This is a genomic window from Algibacter miyuki (genome assembly GCF_030409805.1).
Lineage (GTDB): Bacteria > Bacteroidota > Bacteroidia > Flavobacteriales > Flavobacteriaceae > Algibacter > Algibacter miyuki.
In genome coordinates, this window is sequence record NZ_JAUFQP010000007.1 from 547,404 (window position 1) to 564,606 (window position 17,203).

Sequence of the window (17,203 nt, forward strand, 5' to 3'; positions counted from 1 at the left end):
AACTCTTAGGTTTCACAACTCACTTATTTATAAACAACGACTAGTTATAGCCATCGTTTTGCGGGTAATCAGGTCCCAATAAATCTAAATCTATTTGTGCAATAGGCCAGTTTATAAAGTATGACTTCCAGTTTGTTCTAGGATCTTTAGCACCTAAAAAAGAAGGATAGTATTCACCATCGCCAGCATAACTCGTCATTTGTCTATCTATTACGGTTTGCCCCATTCTTTTTAAAGTAAACCAGCGTTGCCCCTCAAAAGCCAATTCACGTGCACGCTCGTCTAAAATAGCTTGTTCGTCTACACTTGTTAACGGCGTCGCTTTAGCTCTTTTTCTAACTTCATTAATATAAGGCAACGGATCTCCAGATGATTTCAAAATAGCTTCCGCAGCAATTAAATACGTTTCCGCCAACCTGTAAACCATTATATTGCTTCGGTTTAAGTATGAATTTTCATTATCATCTTCTTGTGCAAATTTTATACAAGATGGGTGTAAACGCTTGTAGTAATTTAAATAAGAACTAGAAGGATTACTAAGATCTGTTATCGGCTCATAAATTTCTATTTCTTCACCAATATTATCTCCAGAAGTGTAGTAATATTTTAAACGAAAATAAGTATCATCGTCTCTAGTATCATCAGGATCTGCAGCTAATAAACCCTGTAAATACAGGTTAGGTAGAATACGCGAAAATCCACGACCTCCTTGCTCTATATTGGCTTCAATCCCTGAAATTTGAAAATACTGTGTTACGTAATTCGCATTCATCATGGTGCTTTCACCACCACCTAATAAATCATCTTGAGCCTGTATTACAAATAGAGATTCAGAATGGTTTCTGTCACCTGCAAAAACATCAGCCGTAGTTGATACTAAACTATGCGGACCCTCTTCTATTAAAGAAACCGCTTGATTTTTAGCTTCAGTATAATCGCCTTGCCACATAGCTACTTTGGCTTTAACATGCTTTGCAGTGCCTTTAGTAACACGCCCAAATGTATCTACCCAATTTAAATGCTCTATAGCAAATGTAAGATCACTATTTAGAAGCGCAAAAATTTCGGCTTCGGAAGACCTGTCGTTTATCACATCGAAAGCATTATCAAGTGTTACCGTTTTGGTTGTTACGAAAATATTGTTATACATTCTATATAAGTAGAAATAAGCTTCGGCACGAAAAAACTTAGCTTCGGCCATTACTTGGTTTCTAACATCTTCTTCTACATTTTCGGCAACTTCGGCCGCATTAATAATTTCGGTGGCTTTATTTGCAATTTTATAGTAATGTTTCCAAAATAATGATGATGCAAAATTAGCCCCTTGATCTACTGGAGATACTCCTCTTTCATAACGCCCCATTAAACCGGTATATCCCGTTCTACTCAGTGCTAAATCACTTCTAGAAGACATTAAAACGGCTCCCATATAATCTTCGGTACCGGCATCGTAACGGTCTCTATTGAATTTATACAAACTTACTACACCAGACTTCAAACCATCTGCGGTAGTAAATATATAATCAGAATCTATTAAGGTGCTTGGTTGTTCTTCTAAATAACTTTCACAAGAAACTATGGCAAGCGACGCGGCAAGCAGCAGGAAGCCACTTTTTATTTTTGTAAAATATTTTTGAGTATTCATAATTTATATTTTTAAAATTTAACTTTTACGCCAAATGTGAAACTTGTAGCATCTGGATAACCGGTATCCGCATTAGAAAAAGTACTTCTTATATTAACTTCTGGACTATAACCAATATAATCGGTATTGGTAAACAAATTAGTCCCTGTAACGTAAAAACGAATTTGATCTAAGCCTATTTGTGTTAAGGTTTTTTCTGGTAAAGTATAACCTAAACTCACCGTTCTAAGTCTGATGTAAGATGCATCTTTAACTGCTAAAGCATTTAAATAAAGCGGTGTTGCATCAAAATTTGCTCTTGGATACTCATTTGATGGATTCTCGGGTGTGTAATACGGTACTTTTACACCATTTAATTTACCTGATATGGTACCTCCATTATTAAAATCGGACAAAAACGGGTTTACTTTTGTTGCTCCTTCAACGGCATAAAAGTCTACAAATAAATCAAAGCCTTTATATGATAAATTAGTTGACAAAGACCCGAACCAATCTGGATTGGGATCGGTATACACACGGTCTTCTGGTGTAATTTTTCCATCTGGAATTCCAGTAATATTCCCTTCATTATCTACACCATTAGTGTCTTTAATTTTTATATCGCCTGGACTTAAATCTGCTTGCACAAGACTCGACTCAGGATTGGCTTGTGGCGCATTTGCAAAATCGTCGCCTTCTTGCCAGATTCCATCAAACTGATATTGATTAATTACTCCAACCGGCTGACCAACATAGTAATTAAACGTATCATCATTTAAGATACTATTACCATCTCCATCATTATAAAGCTCTATAATTTTGTTTTTATTATTAGACCAGTTTGTAGATACCGACCATTTAAAATCGTCATTATTAATAATATTAGCTGTTAAACCTACCTCAACACCTGTGTTTTGCAATTCTCCGGCATTAAAATAAGTATATTGATAACCAGTAATTGACGGCACACCACGACGTAATAATAAATCGGTTGTTCTGGCATCGTAAAAATCGACACTTCCAACTAAAATATTATTGAATAAACCAAAATCTAAACCTAAGTTTAAGGTTGTAACCCTTTCGAATTTAAGGTTTGGATTTGGTAAAATTACTGATGGCGCATAACCTGAAGCCGACTCCCCATCAAAAATATAATTTTGTCCATCTGCTGTAAAAAGCGAGGTATATGCACGACCTAAATCATTTACCAAGGCACCATAACTAGCTCTAAATTTAAGCGTTTCAATAGCATCAACATCTTCTAAAAAGCCTTCATTATGAATTTTCCATGCGAAAGAAGCTGCTGGATTAAAACTCCATTTGTTATCTTCTGAATTTACCGAAGCACCATCGGCTCTAGCGGTAGCTGTAAATAAATACTTGTTTGATAAATTATAACGTAAACGCCCCATAAACGATGATAATCGTTGCTGATTTTTATCACGCTCTACAGTTACATTTCCAATAGCATTACTAATACCATCGTAACTCAGGCTTTCATTTGTAAACCCTTCCGCTTGTGTAAACGTTCGACTAAATTTATTTTCTTGTGACGATTGCACTAAGGTTAAATCGAACTTATCATTGTTATCAAATCGTTTATCATAAGTAATAATATTTTCAATTAAATAAGATTCGTTTAATTGATTGTCTATTCTTGCAATACCGCGCACATCATCGCCAGCAGAACTTAATGATGATTGATATTGTCCACGTTCAGACGTGCGGCGCGTTAAATTCGTTTTTAATTGATATTGCCAGTTCTCACTAATTTTCCAAATTGGGGTGATATTTATAACGTAATCGTTTCCTTTTTCGTCGTTATCTTGCTCTCTTAAATTCCATATTGGATTTACCGCCGATAACTCTTCCCCACTCGGAAATTGTGTTACATTTCCATTATCATCGTAAGCCCGACCTAAAGGAGAAAACGTAATAACATTAACATTGGCAGCTCTTTCAATATCATCGTTTAATAAGTTTACATCGAAATTCACCGATAATTTATCGTTTATTTTTTGGTCGACGTTTAAACGAAATGTTTTTCGAGTGTAGCTAGAGGTTGGGATAATTCCATCTTCCTGAAAGTAATTAATACTACCAAATACTTTGGTAAAATCGTTTCCACCACTTACACTAATGGCCTGGCTGTTTACAAAACCTTTGCTCACCAACTCATCTTCCCAATCTACAAATTCATTATTCGCAATAGATTCTAATTCAATTTCAGAAAAAATATCTTCATCATTTGGATAATCGCCTCCCGCAGTATTTGTTCTTACAGCCTCTCGTCTTAATTGCGCAAATTCCTGACCACTATACACGTCAAAATTACGCTCTATAGCTTTAGAAGTAATATACCCGTGATAATTTACACTTACTTTACCCGATTTTCCGCGTTTGGTGGTAATTAGTACCACACCATTTGCGCCACGAGACCCGTAAATAGCTTGCGCCGAGGCATCTTTTAAAAATTCCATAGATTCGATATCATCAGAATCTATATCCTCAATACCACCATCTCTAATAATACCGTCGACCACATAAATAGCACTCACGTTACCTTCAATAGAACCTTGTCCTCTAAAAATAATATCGGATGTTCCACCAGGTCGTAGAGTACCGCCGCCCACATTAACTTGCAAACCAGCGATTCTACCACGTAGCATTTCGTTTACATCTGAAGTTGGTGATAATAAAGCTTTACTTAAATCGGCTGTAGATACGGCATTTACAATATCATTTTTCTTTTGTGTACCATAACCTACAACAACAATTTCTTCTAGCGTGCTCGCATCGGCAGTTAATAAAATAGTTAAAGCTTCGCCTGTTACAGCTACCTCTTTAGTTTTATAACCCATATAAGAAACCACCAAAGTTGATGCTCCATTACTGGCTGATATTGAGAAATTACCATCAAAATCGGTTGATGCGCCATTACTTGTTCCTTTTACAATAACCGAAGCGCCTGGTAAGGGCATATTATCTTCGGCCGAAAGTACCACACCTGTTATATTGGTTTGTGCCTGCCCCACCGAAATTAGTGTTACAAACAAAAACAAACCGAGTAACAGTGTTTTGTTCTTTTGATTACATAGTTTTAATTTCATAAGATGTAGTTTTTAAGTTTAGTGCCAAAATTATAATTTGAAAGAAATTTTCAGTCAGAATTAAAATTAAGTCTATGTAAACTTAATCGCTAACACTGAGAAATTCGCAATTTTGAAGCCGATAAAAAACGAACATAACATTAAATCTATGTGAATTTTAAGATATTTCACTTTAAAAACCCCATAAACACTATGCTATTGATTTTTTTAAAAAAACAAAGCTATCGCTTTAAAAACGGACGATTTAAGACGTTGTAGTGGTAATGTCGTGGTGATAAAATGAGTTGTCGTGTTACTAGAAGTTTAACATATAGTTAACAAGCCCACTATCGTGTTCTAAATTCAATTTTTTTCGTAATCGGTACCGTTTAGTTTCGACACTTTTAGTTGAAATATTAAGTAAAGGTGCCATTTCTTTGGAAGATAAATTCAACCTCAAATAAGCACAAAAACGCAAATCGTTAGGAGTTAAATCAGGATGTGCTTTTTTAATTTTGTCTAAAAACCCTTTGTCTGCATTATTGAAAGCTTTCTCAAAAAACGACCAATCTTTAGCGTCGTTCAGGTTACTATCTATCAATTTTATGGCCTCAATATTATCTGATCCCTTTGTGTTTTTAATTTCTTTTTTAATCTTATTTAAAACCTTATTCTTATTAATGATACTCATTGTAGAAATAGCCAACTCTCTATTTTTACTTTCAATATCTTGATTAAGCTTTTCATTATTAATTTGCATAATCAAACGTTCATTTTCTAATTGTTCTTGCTTAAATTTATTAACATAATGGCGCTTATAAGCTTTATGCGTTATAAAAATAATAATTAGAAGCAGTAGAAAATAAAGTAGCAACGCCGTATTAGTTAAATACCAAGGTCGTTTTACTGTAAAGCTATAAGTTGTGGTATTTTTAGATAAATTATTACCAATTTTAGCACGCACTTTAAAGGTATAATCGCCAAAGTTTAGATTTTCAAAAGTGACCCGAGTATCTCCCGACCATTTGCTCCACTTTTCGGTATGACCTTCTAACATGTATTGATATTTTACATCAACATATGTCTCATATTCTGGTACAGCATAACCAAAAGCTAAGACTCCATAATTATGATTAAAAAGTCCTTCGGAATCTAGCACCTGACTTATCAACTCATCGTCGATGGTTTTTAATTCCACAGTGTTTAAATGTATTAAATAATCGGACTCTTTATTAATATCATTCAAATTTAAAGTGATATAACCATTTGCCGTTCCTAGAATATAAGTATTCGGGTTGGTTATGGATATATTCTCGAAACCTAAAACACCTTTTCTATATTTCGAAGGAATAGAAATAGTCTTTACAATTGGAGTATTGGTAACATCGTCGTTTTCAATATAACTTATATTATCTTTTGAGAATGTCCAAAGTTTTCCAGCTTCATCAACCACCAATTTTCCTGAAATATAATCTGAAGCATTAATTGTTGAACTTAAAACAGAATCTTTTTCAAATTTCTGAAGTGTTTCATTATACCCAAAAACACCTTCATCAGAAGCATAAAGCATCCTGTTTTTATATCGTATTAAACTAGAGTTTTCACCAAGTTGCAAATCCGTTTCCATATCGCGTTTTTCAACTTGCGTTAAACTATCGTTCAATTTCAACTTAAAAACACCTTTGTATTCGTGACTTACCCAAACTTGATTTTTATTATTAATTTCGAAATAGCGCGACGAATTTTTAAAACTTTTAATTTTATTTCTAACCTGCCAAGTATTGTTTTTATTCTCAAGAATTAAAAGTCCGCTATAGTTCCCCTGAAGTAAAAGATGATCCTGATTAGGTATTGTTTTAAAACCCCAAGCCCCTAAGGTGTTACTTATTTTAATAGCCAAGTTATCTTCTATTAAAAAGGTGCCAAAATGATGACCACAAAATAGATAGCTATCGTTTAAATTAAACAAATCCCACACTTGCCCCGCTGTACCTTCAATAAATTTAAAAGCATCATTAACTTGATGCAAACCACGGTAAAACAAACCTTGGTTTGTCCCAATATAGAGGTTATCTTTAAATACTTTAGTTGTGTAAACAGTACCCAAAACACCCTCGTAATCTATAAATGTATTGATTGAAGATTTCACATTTATACAATTAATACCATTATCCAAACCTGCCCATACATTGTGCTCAACATCTTCAAACAACGACAAAACCGTATTATTTGTTAATCCTGTTTTTTGAGTTATTTGATATTTAATATCGCCATTGGCCTGAAGGTGAATAATACCATCCGAAATAGTACCAATAACCAGGCTTCCATCTTTCAGTTGAAGACTGCTAAACACATCAATATCTTTAAGTAAAAGGTCTGCGGAAGTTTCCCAGGCCACAAGCTGCTCGTTCTCATATTTAAAAAAACCAGAACTTCGAGTAACAAGCATTAAGCTTTGTTGGCTTTCAAAAACGTAGATTACCCGTTCAGTTTTTAAAATAGGATGATCTATAACTAATTTTGGTTTTCCATTTTCGACAACAAAAACACCTTCGTTAGCAACATGGTAATAAATTTTGTTGTTTACTTTGAAAACCTTATAAATATTATGTGTGGTAGAAATTATTTTAAAGGATTCTGTTAACGTATTATAAAAATAAATACGGCTACTAGACTGAAAAACAACCCATTCATTATAATCTAAAATATTCCAAATTTGTTCATCTTTTAAAACATTTTCAGCCAGTTTATTGACTAAAGAAGTATAAATGAGAACGCCGAATTCGTTTTTTTTCCAAAAACCAAATTCGGCGTAACATCCTGTATATATTTTATCTCCTATAGCATTTACTGCGCGAATAATGGTTTTGTTAGGAGAGTTATATGTGGTCCATTCAGCACCATTATACACCAAAAGCCCTTTATTATTAGCGACATAAATAAACTGATTTTCACCTTGAGAAACCATCCAATTCTGGTTATCTCCTATATAATGATCGGTTGTAAATTTTTCAATAGGTGGTAATTCTTGACTAAAAGCCAAAAAGCCACACACTAATAGAAAAAAGGACTTTATAATTTTCATTTTTTCAATAAAGAAAGCATTTTCAAGACAGCGCTAACATCAATAAGGCTGCTAAACAAGCTCCTGTAATAGGTCCTAAAACAGGAATCCAAGCATACCCCCAATCGCTAGAGGCTTTATTTTTAATAGGTAACAAGGCGTGCATAATTCGCGGTCCTAAATCTCGCGCTGGATTAATAGCATATCCCGTTGTACCCCCTAATGAAAGCCCAATAGACCACACTAAAAAAGCAACCGGCAACGCCCCTAAAGAACCCAATCCAATTACGCTCCCCGTTTCTGTTATACTCGCATTTGTAAAATACAATATAGCAAATATAAGCACAAAAGTCCCTAGGGCTTCACTAAAAAAGTTAGAAACCGTATGCTTTATAGCCGGGGCCGTACAAAACACAGCTTTCTTTGCACCGCCGTCTTCCGTAACGTCAAAATGCACTTTATAAAACAGCCAAACCATAGTTGCTCCTAACATGGCACCCAACATCTGAGCCAAAAGATACATAGGCACATCTGTCCAAGGGAATTTTCCAGCGACCGCCAAGCTAATACTTACGGCCGGATTTATATGAGCACCACTATACGGCCCTGCAATAACAACGGCTACGTAAACAGCCAACGCCCAACCTGTGGTAATTACAATCCAACCACTATTATTACCTATTGTTTTATTCAATACTACGTTTGCAACAACACCACCTCCTAATAAAATAAGTATGGCTGTTCCTATAATTTCTGCTATAAATGGAGTCATAGTTTTATTTTTAATTTAAGATTTAGTCCAGTACTCTAAAGCATCAATGGCCTTATACCAGCCTTTAATATCTTTATCAACAACATCTCGTTCCGTGCAGGGTTTAAATTGTTGATCGACTTGCCATATTTCTTGAATTTCTTGAGGATTATCCCAATACCCTACAGCCAAACCTGCTAAAAAAGCAGCTCCCATAGCCGTAGTTTCTACAATTTTCGGACGTACCGTTTCAGTATTTAAAACATCCGATTGAAATTGCATAAGCATATCATTTACCGTTGCTCCACCATCTACTCGTAATTCTTTAATTGAAATTCCAGAATCGGCTTCCATCGCTTTTAAAACATCCATAGTTTGATATGCAATAGATTCTACTGCTGCTCTAGCAATATGCGCATCTGTACTTCCGCGAGTTAAACCAAATATAGTGCCTTGCGCTTGCTGATTCCAATGTGGCGCACCTAAACCTGCAAATGCGGGTACAAAATAAACGCCTTCGGAACTTGAAACCGAACTCGCTAAAGTTTCAACATCAGATGAATTTCTTATAATTTTCAAACTATCTCTTAACCATTGCACCACAGCGCCAGCAATAAAAATACTGCCTTCTAAAGCATAAGTTGTTTTTCCGTTTATTTTCCAGGCTACAGTAGTTAGTAAATTGTTTTTTGAAACTATAGGTTTATCACCAATATTCATTAACATGAAACACCCTGTACCGTAAGTATTTTTCACCATGCCAGGTTTGGTACACATTTGCCCAAACAACGCCGCTTGCTGATCGCCAGCAATACCTGCAATAGGAATATTTGCATCATAAAAAGTAGATTTTGTACGTCCGTAAATCTCGCTAGATTCTTTAACTTCAGGAAGCATGCTTTTCGGAATGGTTAATAATTCCAACAACTCATCATCCCATGCCATAGTATTTATATTAAACATCAAGGTACGTGAGGCATTGGTAACATCGGTAATATGTTGCTCACCTTTAGTGAAATTCCACACCAACCAACTATCGATAGTTCCTAAAAGCAAGTCGCCAGCTTCTGCTTTTTCTCTAGCGCCTTCAACATGATCTAAAATCCATTTTACTTTTGTTCCAGAGAAATACGAATCGATAACCAATCCTGTTTTTTCCCTTATCAATTTTTCACGACCTTCTTTTTTGAGCGTATCGCAATATTCAGATGTTCTCTTATCTTGCCAAACAATAGCGTTATAAACAGGTTGCCCCGTATTTTTATCCCAAACAACAACGGTTTCACGCTGATTCGTGATACCAATAGCGGCAATATTTTCAACATTTAAACCTTTTTTCGCGATAGCTTCCGCAGCAACACCTGCTTGTGAAGACCAAATTTCTAAAGGATCATGTTCGACCCATCCTGGTTTTGGAAAAAACTGCATAAACTCCTTTTGAGCTACCGACACAATGCTTCCTTTTTTATCAAAAACAATGGCTCTAGAACTCGTTGTTCCTTGATCTAAAGCTAAGATGTACTTTTTCATAAATTTTAGTTTAGCGTATTATTTATTTAGTGGTGTATTGGTTTGATTTCTTTATTGATTGGTTAGATCGAAATCTTATTTTTTAATCATCTATAGATATTACGTAATGCGAAGCCACTTTTACAAAGCTAGAAATTTGCTCTTGTCTCCACGTATCATCTTTCTGAAGTTCTTCTGCCAAAATGGAAGCCACAACAGGAGCTATTTCAATAGCTGCTTGAGCATCTAAAAACAGAACTCTTACCCGTCTTGCTAGAACATCTTCAATAGTTCTGGCCATTTCATTTCTAACAGCCCAAACAACTTCTGCTTTGGTAAATTCTAATCTTGGGTGTAATGTTTCGCCTAATTCTGGAGACGCTTCAATCAATGTTTTTATACTACTTCGGTCGGTTCCATAAATATACAAATGCTCTGATCTATCAACAGGACCATTGGAGCCGTGAATACGTAAATCTTGCGTTTTGCATTTGACTTGAGGTAGTTTCCCTAGTGCCATGGCTTTATTCATGGCATCTTGAGCCATACGTCTATAGGTGGTCCATTTCCCCCCTGTTATGGTGATCAATCCTGAATTGGACACAATAATCTTATGACTTCTAGATATTTCTTTTGTTTTTTCCGACTTATCGTTTGATGCCGCCAACGGTCTTAAACCCGCAAACATACTTAACACATCTTTTTTACTGACTGTTTTCGTTAAATACCGATTTGCAGTTTCTAATATAAAATCGATTTCCTTATCTAACGCTTTAGGCTCTAAACTATGGCTATCCAAAAGCGTATCGGTAGTTCCAACCACCGCCCTATTATGCCATGGCACTAAAAACAAGACCCTGCCATCATCCGTTTTTGGGATCATGATTGCATCATTTCCGGGTAAAAAAGATTTATCTAAAACAAGATGTATTCCTTGGCTTGGTCTAATTCTATTTTTAGCCGTGGCATCGTCCATTTTTAAAACCTCATCAGTAAAAACACCTGTAGCATTAATCACCACATTTGCATTTACTGAATAAAACTCGTCAGTTTCCGTATCCTGAGCCATAACACCATTAATTAAACCTACATCATTTTTCAATAACTTTTTAACTTTGAAATGATTAAGCACCACAGCACCTTGCTCAATAGCCGTTTGCGCAATATTAACCGCCAATCGAGAATCGTCAAATTGCCCGTCATGATATACCACGCCACCTTTTAAATTATCTTGTTTTATAGTTCCTAAACGGGTTTCTGTTTCGTTTTTTGAAATTCTAACCGATTTTCCAAAACTCAACTTCCCTGATAGAAAATCGTACACTTTTAAACCTACCGTATAAAAAAAGTTGTCCCACCATTTATAGTTCGGAATAATAAAAGACTGATTACTCACTAAATGCGAGGCATTTTTCAGCATTAACCCTCTTTCATATAACGCCTCTCTTACTAAATCAACATTTCCTTGTGCTAGATAACGCACACCACCATGTACTAATTTAGTACTTCGGCTAGATGTTCCTTTTGCAAAATCTACCTGCTCTAAAAGCAAGGTTTTAAACCCGCGAGATGCACTATCTAAAGCAACGCCCAAACCTGTAGCACCCCCACCGATAACAATAACATCAAATTGAGTATTCGCTTTTAACTTATCGATTAATGTCTTTCTTTTAAACAAAATGTATTGTTTTTAGTTTTGATTAATTTTATTTCACTCCAAAAATACAAAAACAAAATACAAAACGAAACAAAACGAAACTTATTTTTAATTAAAACTCTTAATTACTAGATTACACTACTTCATTTACTTTCATTTTATTTATATTTGTTGCCATGCAAAGACACGAGTATATCCTAAAGAAATTAGCTTCGAAAAAACATATTGAGGTTCTAGAGCTATGCGAAACCCTGAAAGTTTCAGCTGTAACTATTAGAAAAGACTTAAAACTTCTAGAAGAAAAAGGCCTACTATTTAGAACCCATGGCGGTGCATCTTTAGAAAGCCCATATATAAATGAAAAGGCGGTAATTGATAAAGAAAAAATTTCTGTTGAAGAAAAAAACGGTATTGCTCAAGCGGCAGCACAACGCATTAACGAAAATGACTCTATAATGATTGCCTCCGGAACTACGGTTCAGGCGCTTTCAAAATTTATAAAGCCAAAAAACAAACTCACAGTAATCACCTCATCATTATATGTGGTTCTACACTTAATTCACGATAAAAATATCGAAATACTCCAGCTTGGCGGTTATGTTCGGCATAGTTCTGCATCGGTTATTGGCGCATACACCACCCATATTTTAAATAACATTTCGTGTAGCAAACTTTTTTTAGGTGTCGATGGTATTGATTTTGAATACGGCTTATCCACAACAAATTTAGAAGAAGCACAACTGAACCAGAAAATGCTAGAGGCCGCTCAAAAAATTATTGTTTTAGCAGATTCTACCAAGTTTGGAAAAAAGAGTTTTGCCAAAATTTGCAATATAAATCGTATCGACGAAATTATAACCGACAGTGGCATTTCTGCATCTAACAAGAGGAAACTAGAAGAAAAAGGCGTAAAAGTAACGGTTGTTTAAATAGGACTTCTTCACGCCTAACAAAAACGACTTTATTAAGTTTCAAAATGAAACAAAACGAAACTTCACACTATTACAATATATCACTAAACGTTAGCTGTTTAAAACATTCAAATCAAAAAAAAGCTTCTTACAAACAAAACTCAACCCAGTATTTTTAAATATATTAGCACTCAATAAAACAATTTAAACCCCATTTATGAAAAAACTTATTTCGCTTGGTTTAATACTAGGCTGTGTGCTTTTTGGCTATGCTCAAAAAATGAAAATAGTAAAAGGCAATTTCGATTTTATTAAAAACGAAAAATCTATCAATGTAGAATTTGACTATTCCAACACTAAATACTTCAAAAAAAATCTAACTAATGATGAATACGTTAAAGAACGTTATGCTGATTTAGAAGAAAAAGGCAAAGGAAAAGGAAAAGCATGGCTAAAACAATGGGAAGCTAGCCCGGATTTAATTTATGAAACTAAGTTTTTAGAACTTATGAATCGTGATTTATATACAGAAAAAGGCGTTTCTTTTGAAGAAGATTTAACAGATGCTAAATACACACTTATTTTAGAAACCGTATGGGTTTATCCGGGATGGAATGCTGCCGTAATGAGACAACCTGCAAAATTAACAACCTTAATAAAGTTTGTTGAAACGGCTAACAGAGACAACGTATTGGTAGAAATTACAAGTAAAGATGCTCCCGGAAATAGATTTGGCGGCACTTTTAGTAACGAAGACCGTATTGGTGAAGGTTATGCTAAAACAGGTAAAACCTTATCTAAACTTATCATGAAAAAAGCGTTTAAATAAAACAATTAAAGGCTCAGTTTTTCAAAGGTGAATAATTTAAAATTATTCACCTTTTTTACTTTCCATATCAATAACGTGAGCTACCGTTTTCACTAACCGATGATGATTTTTTACAAACGGATTTGTTTCATCCCAAACATAGCCTGCTAAAACTGCACATATTTGTTTTTTTATACTCGGATTTTCGGGCCTGTGAAAAAATAATTTCTGTAAATTCCCCGTGTACCATTCCTTAACATAAGTTGAGAACACGTTCACCCCTTTTTTAATATAATCCGAATAATCAACTTCCCAATCGACAGCTTTACCCGCCAATTCTTTGGTTATTAATTTTGCTGCTAATAATCCCGATTCCGTAGCAAAAGTAACCCCTGAAGAAAACACAGGATCTAAAAACTCAGCACTATTACCTGTTAACACATAGCCTTTTCCGTAAAGTTGTTTTACCGATTTTGAATAGTTTTTTATTTCTATTGGATTAAATTTAAATTCCGCATCCTTAAAACGATCGCGATAATAGGCCGAATGTTTTATCATTTCGGTTAATTTCTCAGAAGTATTTCCTTGAAACAATTCCATAAATTCATGAGAACCTACAATACCGATACTAGTGTCTCCGTTAGAAAAAGGAATAACCCAAAGCCAAGTTCGAAGGCTTAAAACATCAAAGGTAATTTGAGTACCCTCAACACCTTCCGGACGATTCACATCTTTTACATGCGCAAAAACAGACGATTGATCGCCTAATTCCGATGGTTTTTCCAAATCTAAAAGTCGCGGTAAAACCCTACCATAACCACTAGAATCAATAATATATTTAGCACGAACTGTACTTATTTCGCCTGCCAAATTTTTAATAGTTGTTACCGAACTTCCATCATCATTAAAATCAACATCAACCACTTCATGTTCAAAGGCAACATCTACGCCTTTTTTAATCACTTCTTTAGCCAATACGCTATCAAAATCGGCACGTGGCACTTGCCAAGTCCAATCCCAACCTTCGGTATGTTTTTCACTAAAATCGAAATCGCAAACCACGCCATCACGTAAAAAACGAGCGCCAGATTTCACTTCAAAACCTTCCGCCTTTAAGCAGTCTAGTAAACCCACTTCTTCAAAATGATCCATACAACGTGGCAACAAGCTCTCACCAATAACAAAACGGGGAAATTTATTTTTTTCGACAACTTTCACATCACAGCCATGCGCCGTCAAATAAGCCGCTGCAACGCACCCCGAGGGACCAGCACCTATTATTAACACATCTACACTTTCATCATTCATGTTCTAGTAGTATAAAATCATTTATTATTCTAAATTTGCATTCCAAAATAACCCTATTTTTAGGTATTATACTATTATTTCTTACTAAAAATTTAACATTTTCTTAGATGGTAAAACTGAATGGCACTTTAGGTATTGAAGACTTTTACAAAATTATTTTTGAAAACAATCCCATTGAAATTGAAAATTCTGTTTATCAAACCATCGAAAATAGCTTTAACTTTTTACGAGATTTTTCAGAAAACAAAACCATCTACGGTGTAAACACAGGCTTTGGCCCGATGGCACAATATAAAATTGCCGATGCCGACCGTATAAAATTACAATACAATTTAATTAGAAGTCATGCTTCGGGAACAGGAAACCCAATTCCTAAACAATATGTAAAAGCAGCTATGCTTGCCCGATTAAACACTTTATCACTTGGGAATTCCGGAGTTCATAAATCGGTTATCGAATTGATGAGTACCTTAATTAATCGCGATATTATTCCGTTAATTTACGAACATGGTGGCGTTGGCGCTAGTGGCGATTTAGTACAATTAGCACATCTTGCACTTGTTTTAATTGGCGAAGGTGAAGTCTATTATAAAAATGAATTAAAACCAACGAAAGAGGTTTTCGAAATTGAAAATCTACAACCCATACAAGTTGTTCTTAGAGAAGGTTTAGCTTTAATGAATGGCACTTCGGTAATGACGGGTGTTGGAATTATAAACACCGTAAACACAAGAAAACTATTAAATTGGAGCATTTTATGTTCGGCAGCCATCAATGAAATTGTTGAAGCTTACGACGATCATTTATCCTTCGAATTAAACCAAACAAAAAAACATAAAGGACAGCGTGAAGTTGCCAAACAAATGCGCTCACATTTAAGCGACAGCGCACTTACACGAAAACGCGAGGAATTTTTATACAACAAAAATCCTGAAGTAGAAATATTTGAAGAAAAAGTACAAGAATATTACTCTATTCGTTGCGTACCTCAAATTTTGGGTCCTGTTTTAGACACCCTAAATAATGTTGAACACATTTTAATTGAAGAAATAAACTCTGCTAACGACAATCCTATTGTAAACGTTGAAAAACAACACGTATACCATGGTGGAAATTTCCATGGCGACTATGTATCACTAGAAATGGATAAACTTAAACTTGTAGTAACTAAAACTAGTATGTTAGCCGAACGCCAATTAAACTATCTACTAAACCCAAACCTCAACAATATACTCCCAGCCTTTGTTAACCTTGGAACATTAGGTTTAAATTTCGGCATGCAAGGTGTTCAATTTACAGCAACTTCAACAACAGCCGAAAACCAAATGCTATCCAACCCGATGTATGTACACAGCATACCTAACAATAACGATAATCAAGATATTGTAAGTATGGGAACCAATGCGGCATTAATCACCAAAAAAGTAATTGAAAACGCTTTTGAAGTGATGGCTATTGAAATAATAACCATTGTACAAGCCATTGAATATCTTAAAGTACAAGACAAGGTGTCTTCAAAAACCAAGAAAATGTATGACGACATACGACATTTAGTTCCTATATTTACAGAAGACGTTGTCATGTATCCCTTTGTTAACAAGGTAAAAACCTTTATTATGAATCATGAAAACAACGCTTAAAACGAACATATTATTTTTTTAGATTTTCTTATAGTATGAGAATTTATAATCAAGTAAGACACCCATCTTTTCAACATTAAGTTAAACAAAGAAAACCAACAATAATGAAGTGTGCTTTAGTAACAGGAGGCTCTAGAGGTATCGGAAAAGCAATATGCATTCAACTAGCAAAAGACTCTGATTATCATATTTTAATCAATTATAACAGTAATAAAGACGCCGCTTTAGACACTCTAAAAGCGGTTGAAGACGCTGGATCTACAGGAGAGTTGTTACAATTTAACGTCTCTAATATTACAGAAGTACAAAACCAATTAGACACTTGGCAAGACAATAACAAAGAAGCCATAATTGAAGTGATTGTAAATAATGCTGGAATTACAAAAGACGGCTTATTTATGTGGATGAAACCAGACGATTGGAACTCGGTAATAAACACAAGTTTGAATGGTTTTTTCAATGTTACCAATCATTTAATTCAGAAAATGCTCGTTCAAAAATACGGACGTGTTATTAATATTGTATCGCTATCGGGATTAAAAGGCACACCTGGTCAAACCAATTATTCTGCAGCAAAAGGCGCTGTTATTGCAGCAACAAAAGCCCTTGCGCAAGAAATTGCTAAACGTAACATAACCGTAAATGCAGTGGCTCCAGGTTTTATAAAATCGGATATGACTAGCGATTTAAACGAAAAAGACTTAAAAAAATTAGTGCCTGCAAATCGTTTCGGTGATCCCGAAGAAGTAGCACATTTGGTATCATTTCTAGCTTCTAAAAAATCATCTTATATTACAGGCGAAGTGATAAACATTAACGGAGGCATTTACTCTTAATAAAAA

At 34.9% G+C, this 17,203-nt stretch carries 11 protein-coding genes; 4 read left to right on the forward strand and 7 right to left on the reverse strand.

The annotated features are described in order from the left end of the window. Positions 1-40: 40 nt before the first annotated feature. The 6 genes from QWY92_RS05340 to QWY92_RS05365 all read right to left on the reverse strand — a co-directional run bounded on the left by QWY92_RS05340 (position 41) and on the right by QWY92_RS05365 (position 11,715). The gene (locus tag QWY92_RS05340; RefSeq protein ID WP_290269103.1) at positions 41-1,645 is read right to left on the reverse strand and encodes a RagB/SusD family nutrient uptake outer membrane protein; all 1,605 of its coding nucleotides are present in this window, start codon (positions 1,643-1,645) and stop codon (positions 41-43) included. An 11-nt stretch (positions 1,646-1,656) separates the two neighbouring features. Next, positions 1,657-4,734, reverse strand: a complete 3,078-nt coding sequence (locus tag QWY92_RS05345) for a SusC/RagA family TonB-linked outer membrane protein (protein WP_290269104.1) — start codon at positions 4,732-4,734, stop codon at positions 1,657-1,659. 295 nt (positions 4,735-5,029) lie between these two features. Then, entirely contained in the window at positions 5,030-7,798 is a 2,769-nt protein-coding gene (locus tag QWY92_RS05350; RefSeq protein ID WP_290269106.1) for a helix-turn-helix and ligand-binding sensor domain-containing protein, read from the reverse strand. Between the two features lie 22 nt (positions 7,799-7,820). Beyond that, a complete protein-coding gene (locus QWY92_RS05355; protein WP_290269108.1) occupies positions 7,821-8,549 on the reverse strand; it encodes an MIP/aquaporin family protein in 729 nt (242 codons plus the stop codon). 15 nt (positions 8,550-8,564) lie between these two features. After that, positions 8,565-10,058: a glycerol kinase GlpK gene (gene glpK / locus QWY92_RS05360; RefSeq protein ID WP_290269109.1), complete on the reverse strand. Its 1,494-nt coding sequence runs from the start codon at positions 10,056-10,058 to the stop codon at positions 8,565-8,567. 82 nt (positions 10,059-10,140) lie between these two features. Then, complete coding sequence (locus QWY92_RS05365; protein ID WP_290269112.1) at positions 10,141-11,715, reverse strand: glycerol-3-phosphate dehydrogenase/oxidase; 1,575 nt, start codon at positions 11,713-11,715, stop codon at positions 10,141-10,143. A gap of 155 nt (positions 11,716-11,870) precedes the next feature. Between QWY92_RS05365 and QWY92_RS05370 the strand changes: the two genes are divergently transcribed. Next, positions 11,871-12,623, forward strand: a complete 753-nt coding sequence (locus QWY92_RS05370; protein WP_290269115.1) for a DeoR/GlpR family DNA-binding transcription regulator — start codon at positions 11,871-11,873, stop codon at positions 12,621-12,623. Between the two features lie 199 nt (positions 12,624-12,822). After that, positions 12,823-13,434, forward strand: coding sequence for a hypothetical protein (locus QWY92_RS05375; RefSeq protein WP_290269117.1), 612 nt, complete (start codon positions 12,823-12,825; stop codon positions 13,432-13,434). A 42-nt stretch (positions 13,435-13,476) separates the two neighbouring features. On the opposite strand, the gene QWY92_RS05380 is transcribed toward QWY92_RS05375, so the two are convergent. Beyond that, positions 13,477-14,721: an NAD(P)/FAD-dependent oxidoreductase gene (locus tag QWY92_RS05380; RefSeq protein ID WP_290269120.1), complete on the reverse strand. Its 1,245-nt coding sequence runs from the start codon at positions 14,719-14,721 to the stop codon at positions 13,477-13,479. A 107-nt stretch (positions 14,722-14,828) separates the two neighbouring features. On the opposite strand from QWY92_RS05380, the gene flxA reads away from it, so the two are divergent. Together flxA and flxB are read left to right on the forward strand one after the other, a co-directional pair. Further along, positions 14,829-16,361, forward strand: coding sequence for a flexirubin biosynthesis tyrosine ammonia-lyase FlxA (gene flxA, locus QWY92_RS05385; RefSeq protein ID WP_290269121.1), 1,533 nt, complete (start codon positions 14,829-14,831; stop codon positions 16,359-16,361). Between the two features lie 104 nt (positions 16,362-16,465). Further along, positions 16,466-17,197 (forward strand): flexirubin biosynthesis SDR family reductase FlxB, encoded by a 732-nt coding sequence (flxB, locus tag QWY92_RS05390; RefSeq protein WP_290269123.1) that lies wholly within the window; start codon positions 16,466-16,468, stop codon positions 17,195-17,197. The last annotated feature ends 6 nt before the right edge of the window (positions 17,198-17,203 follow it).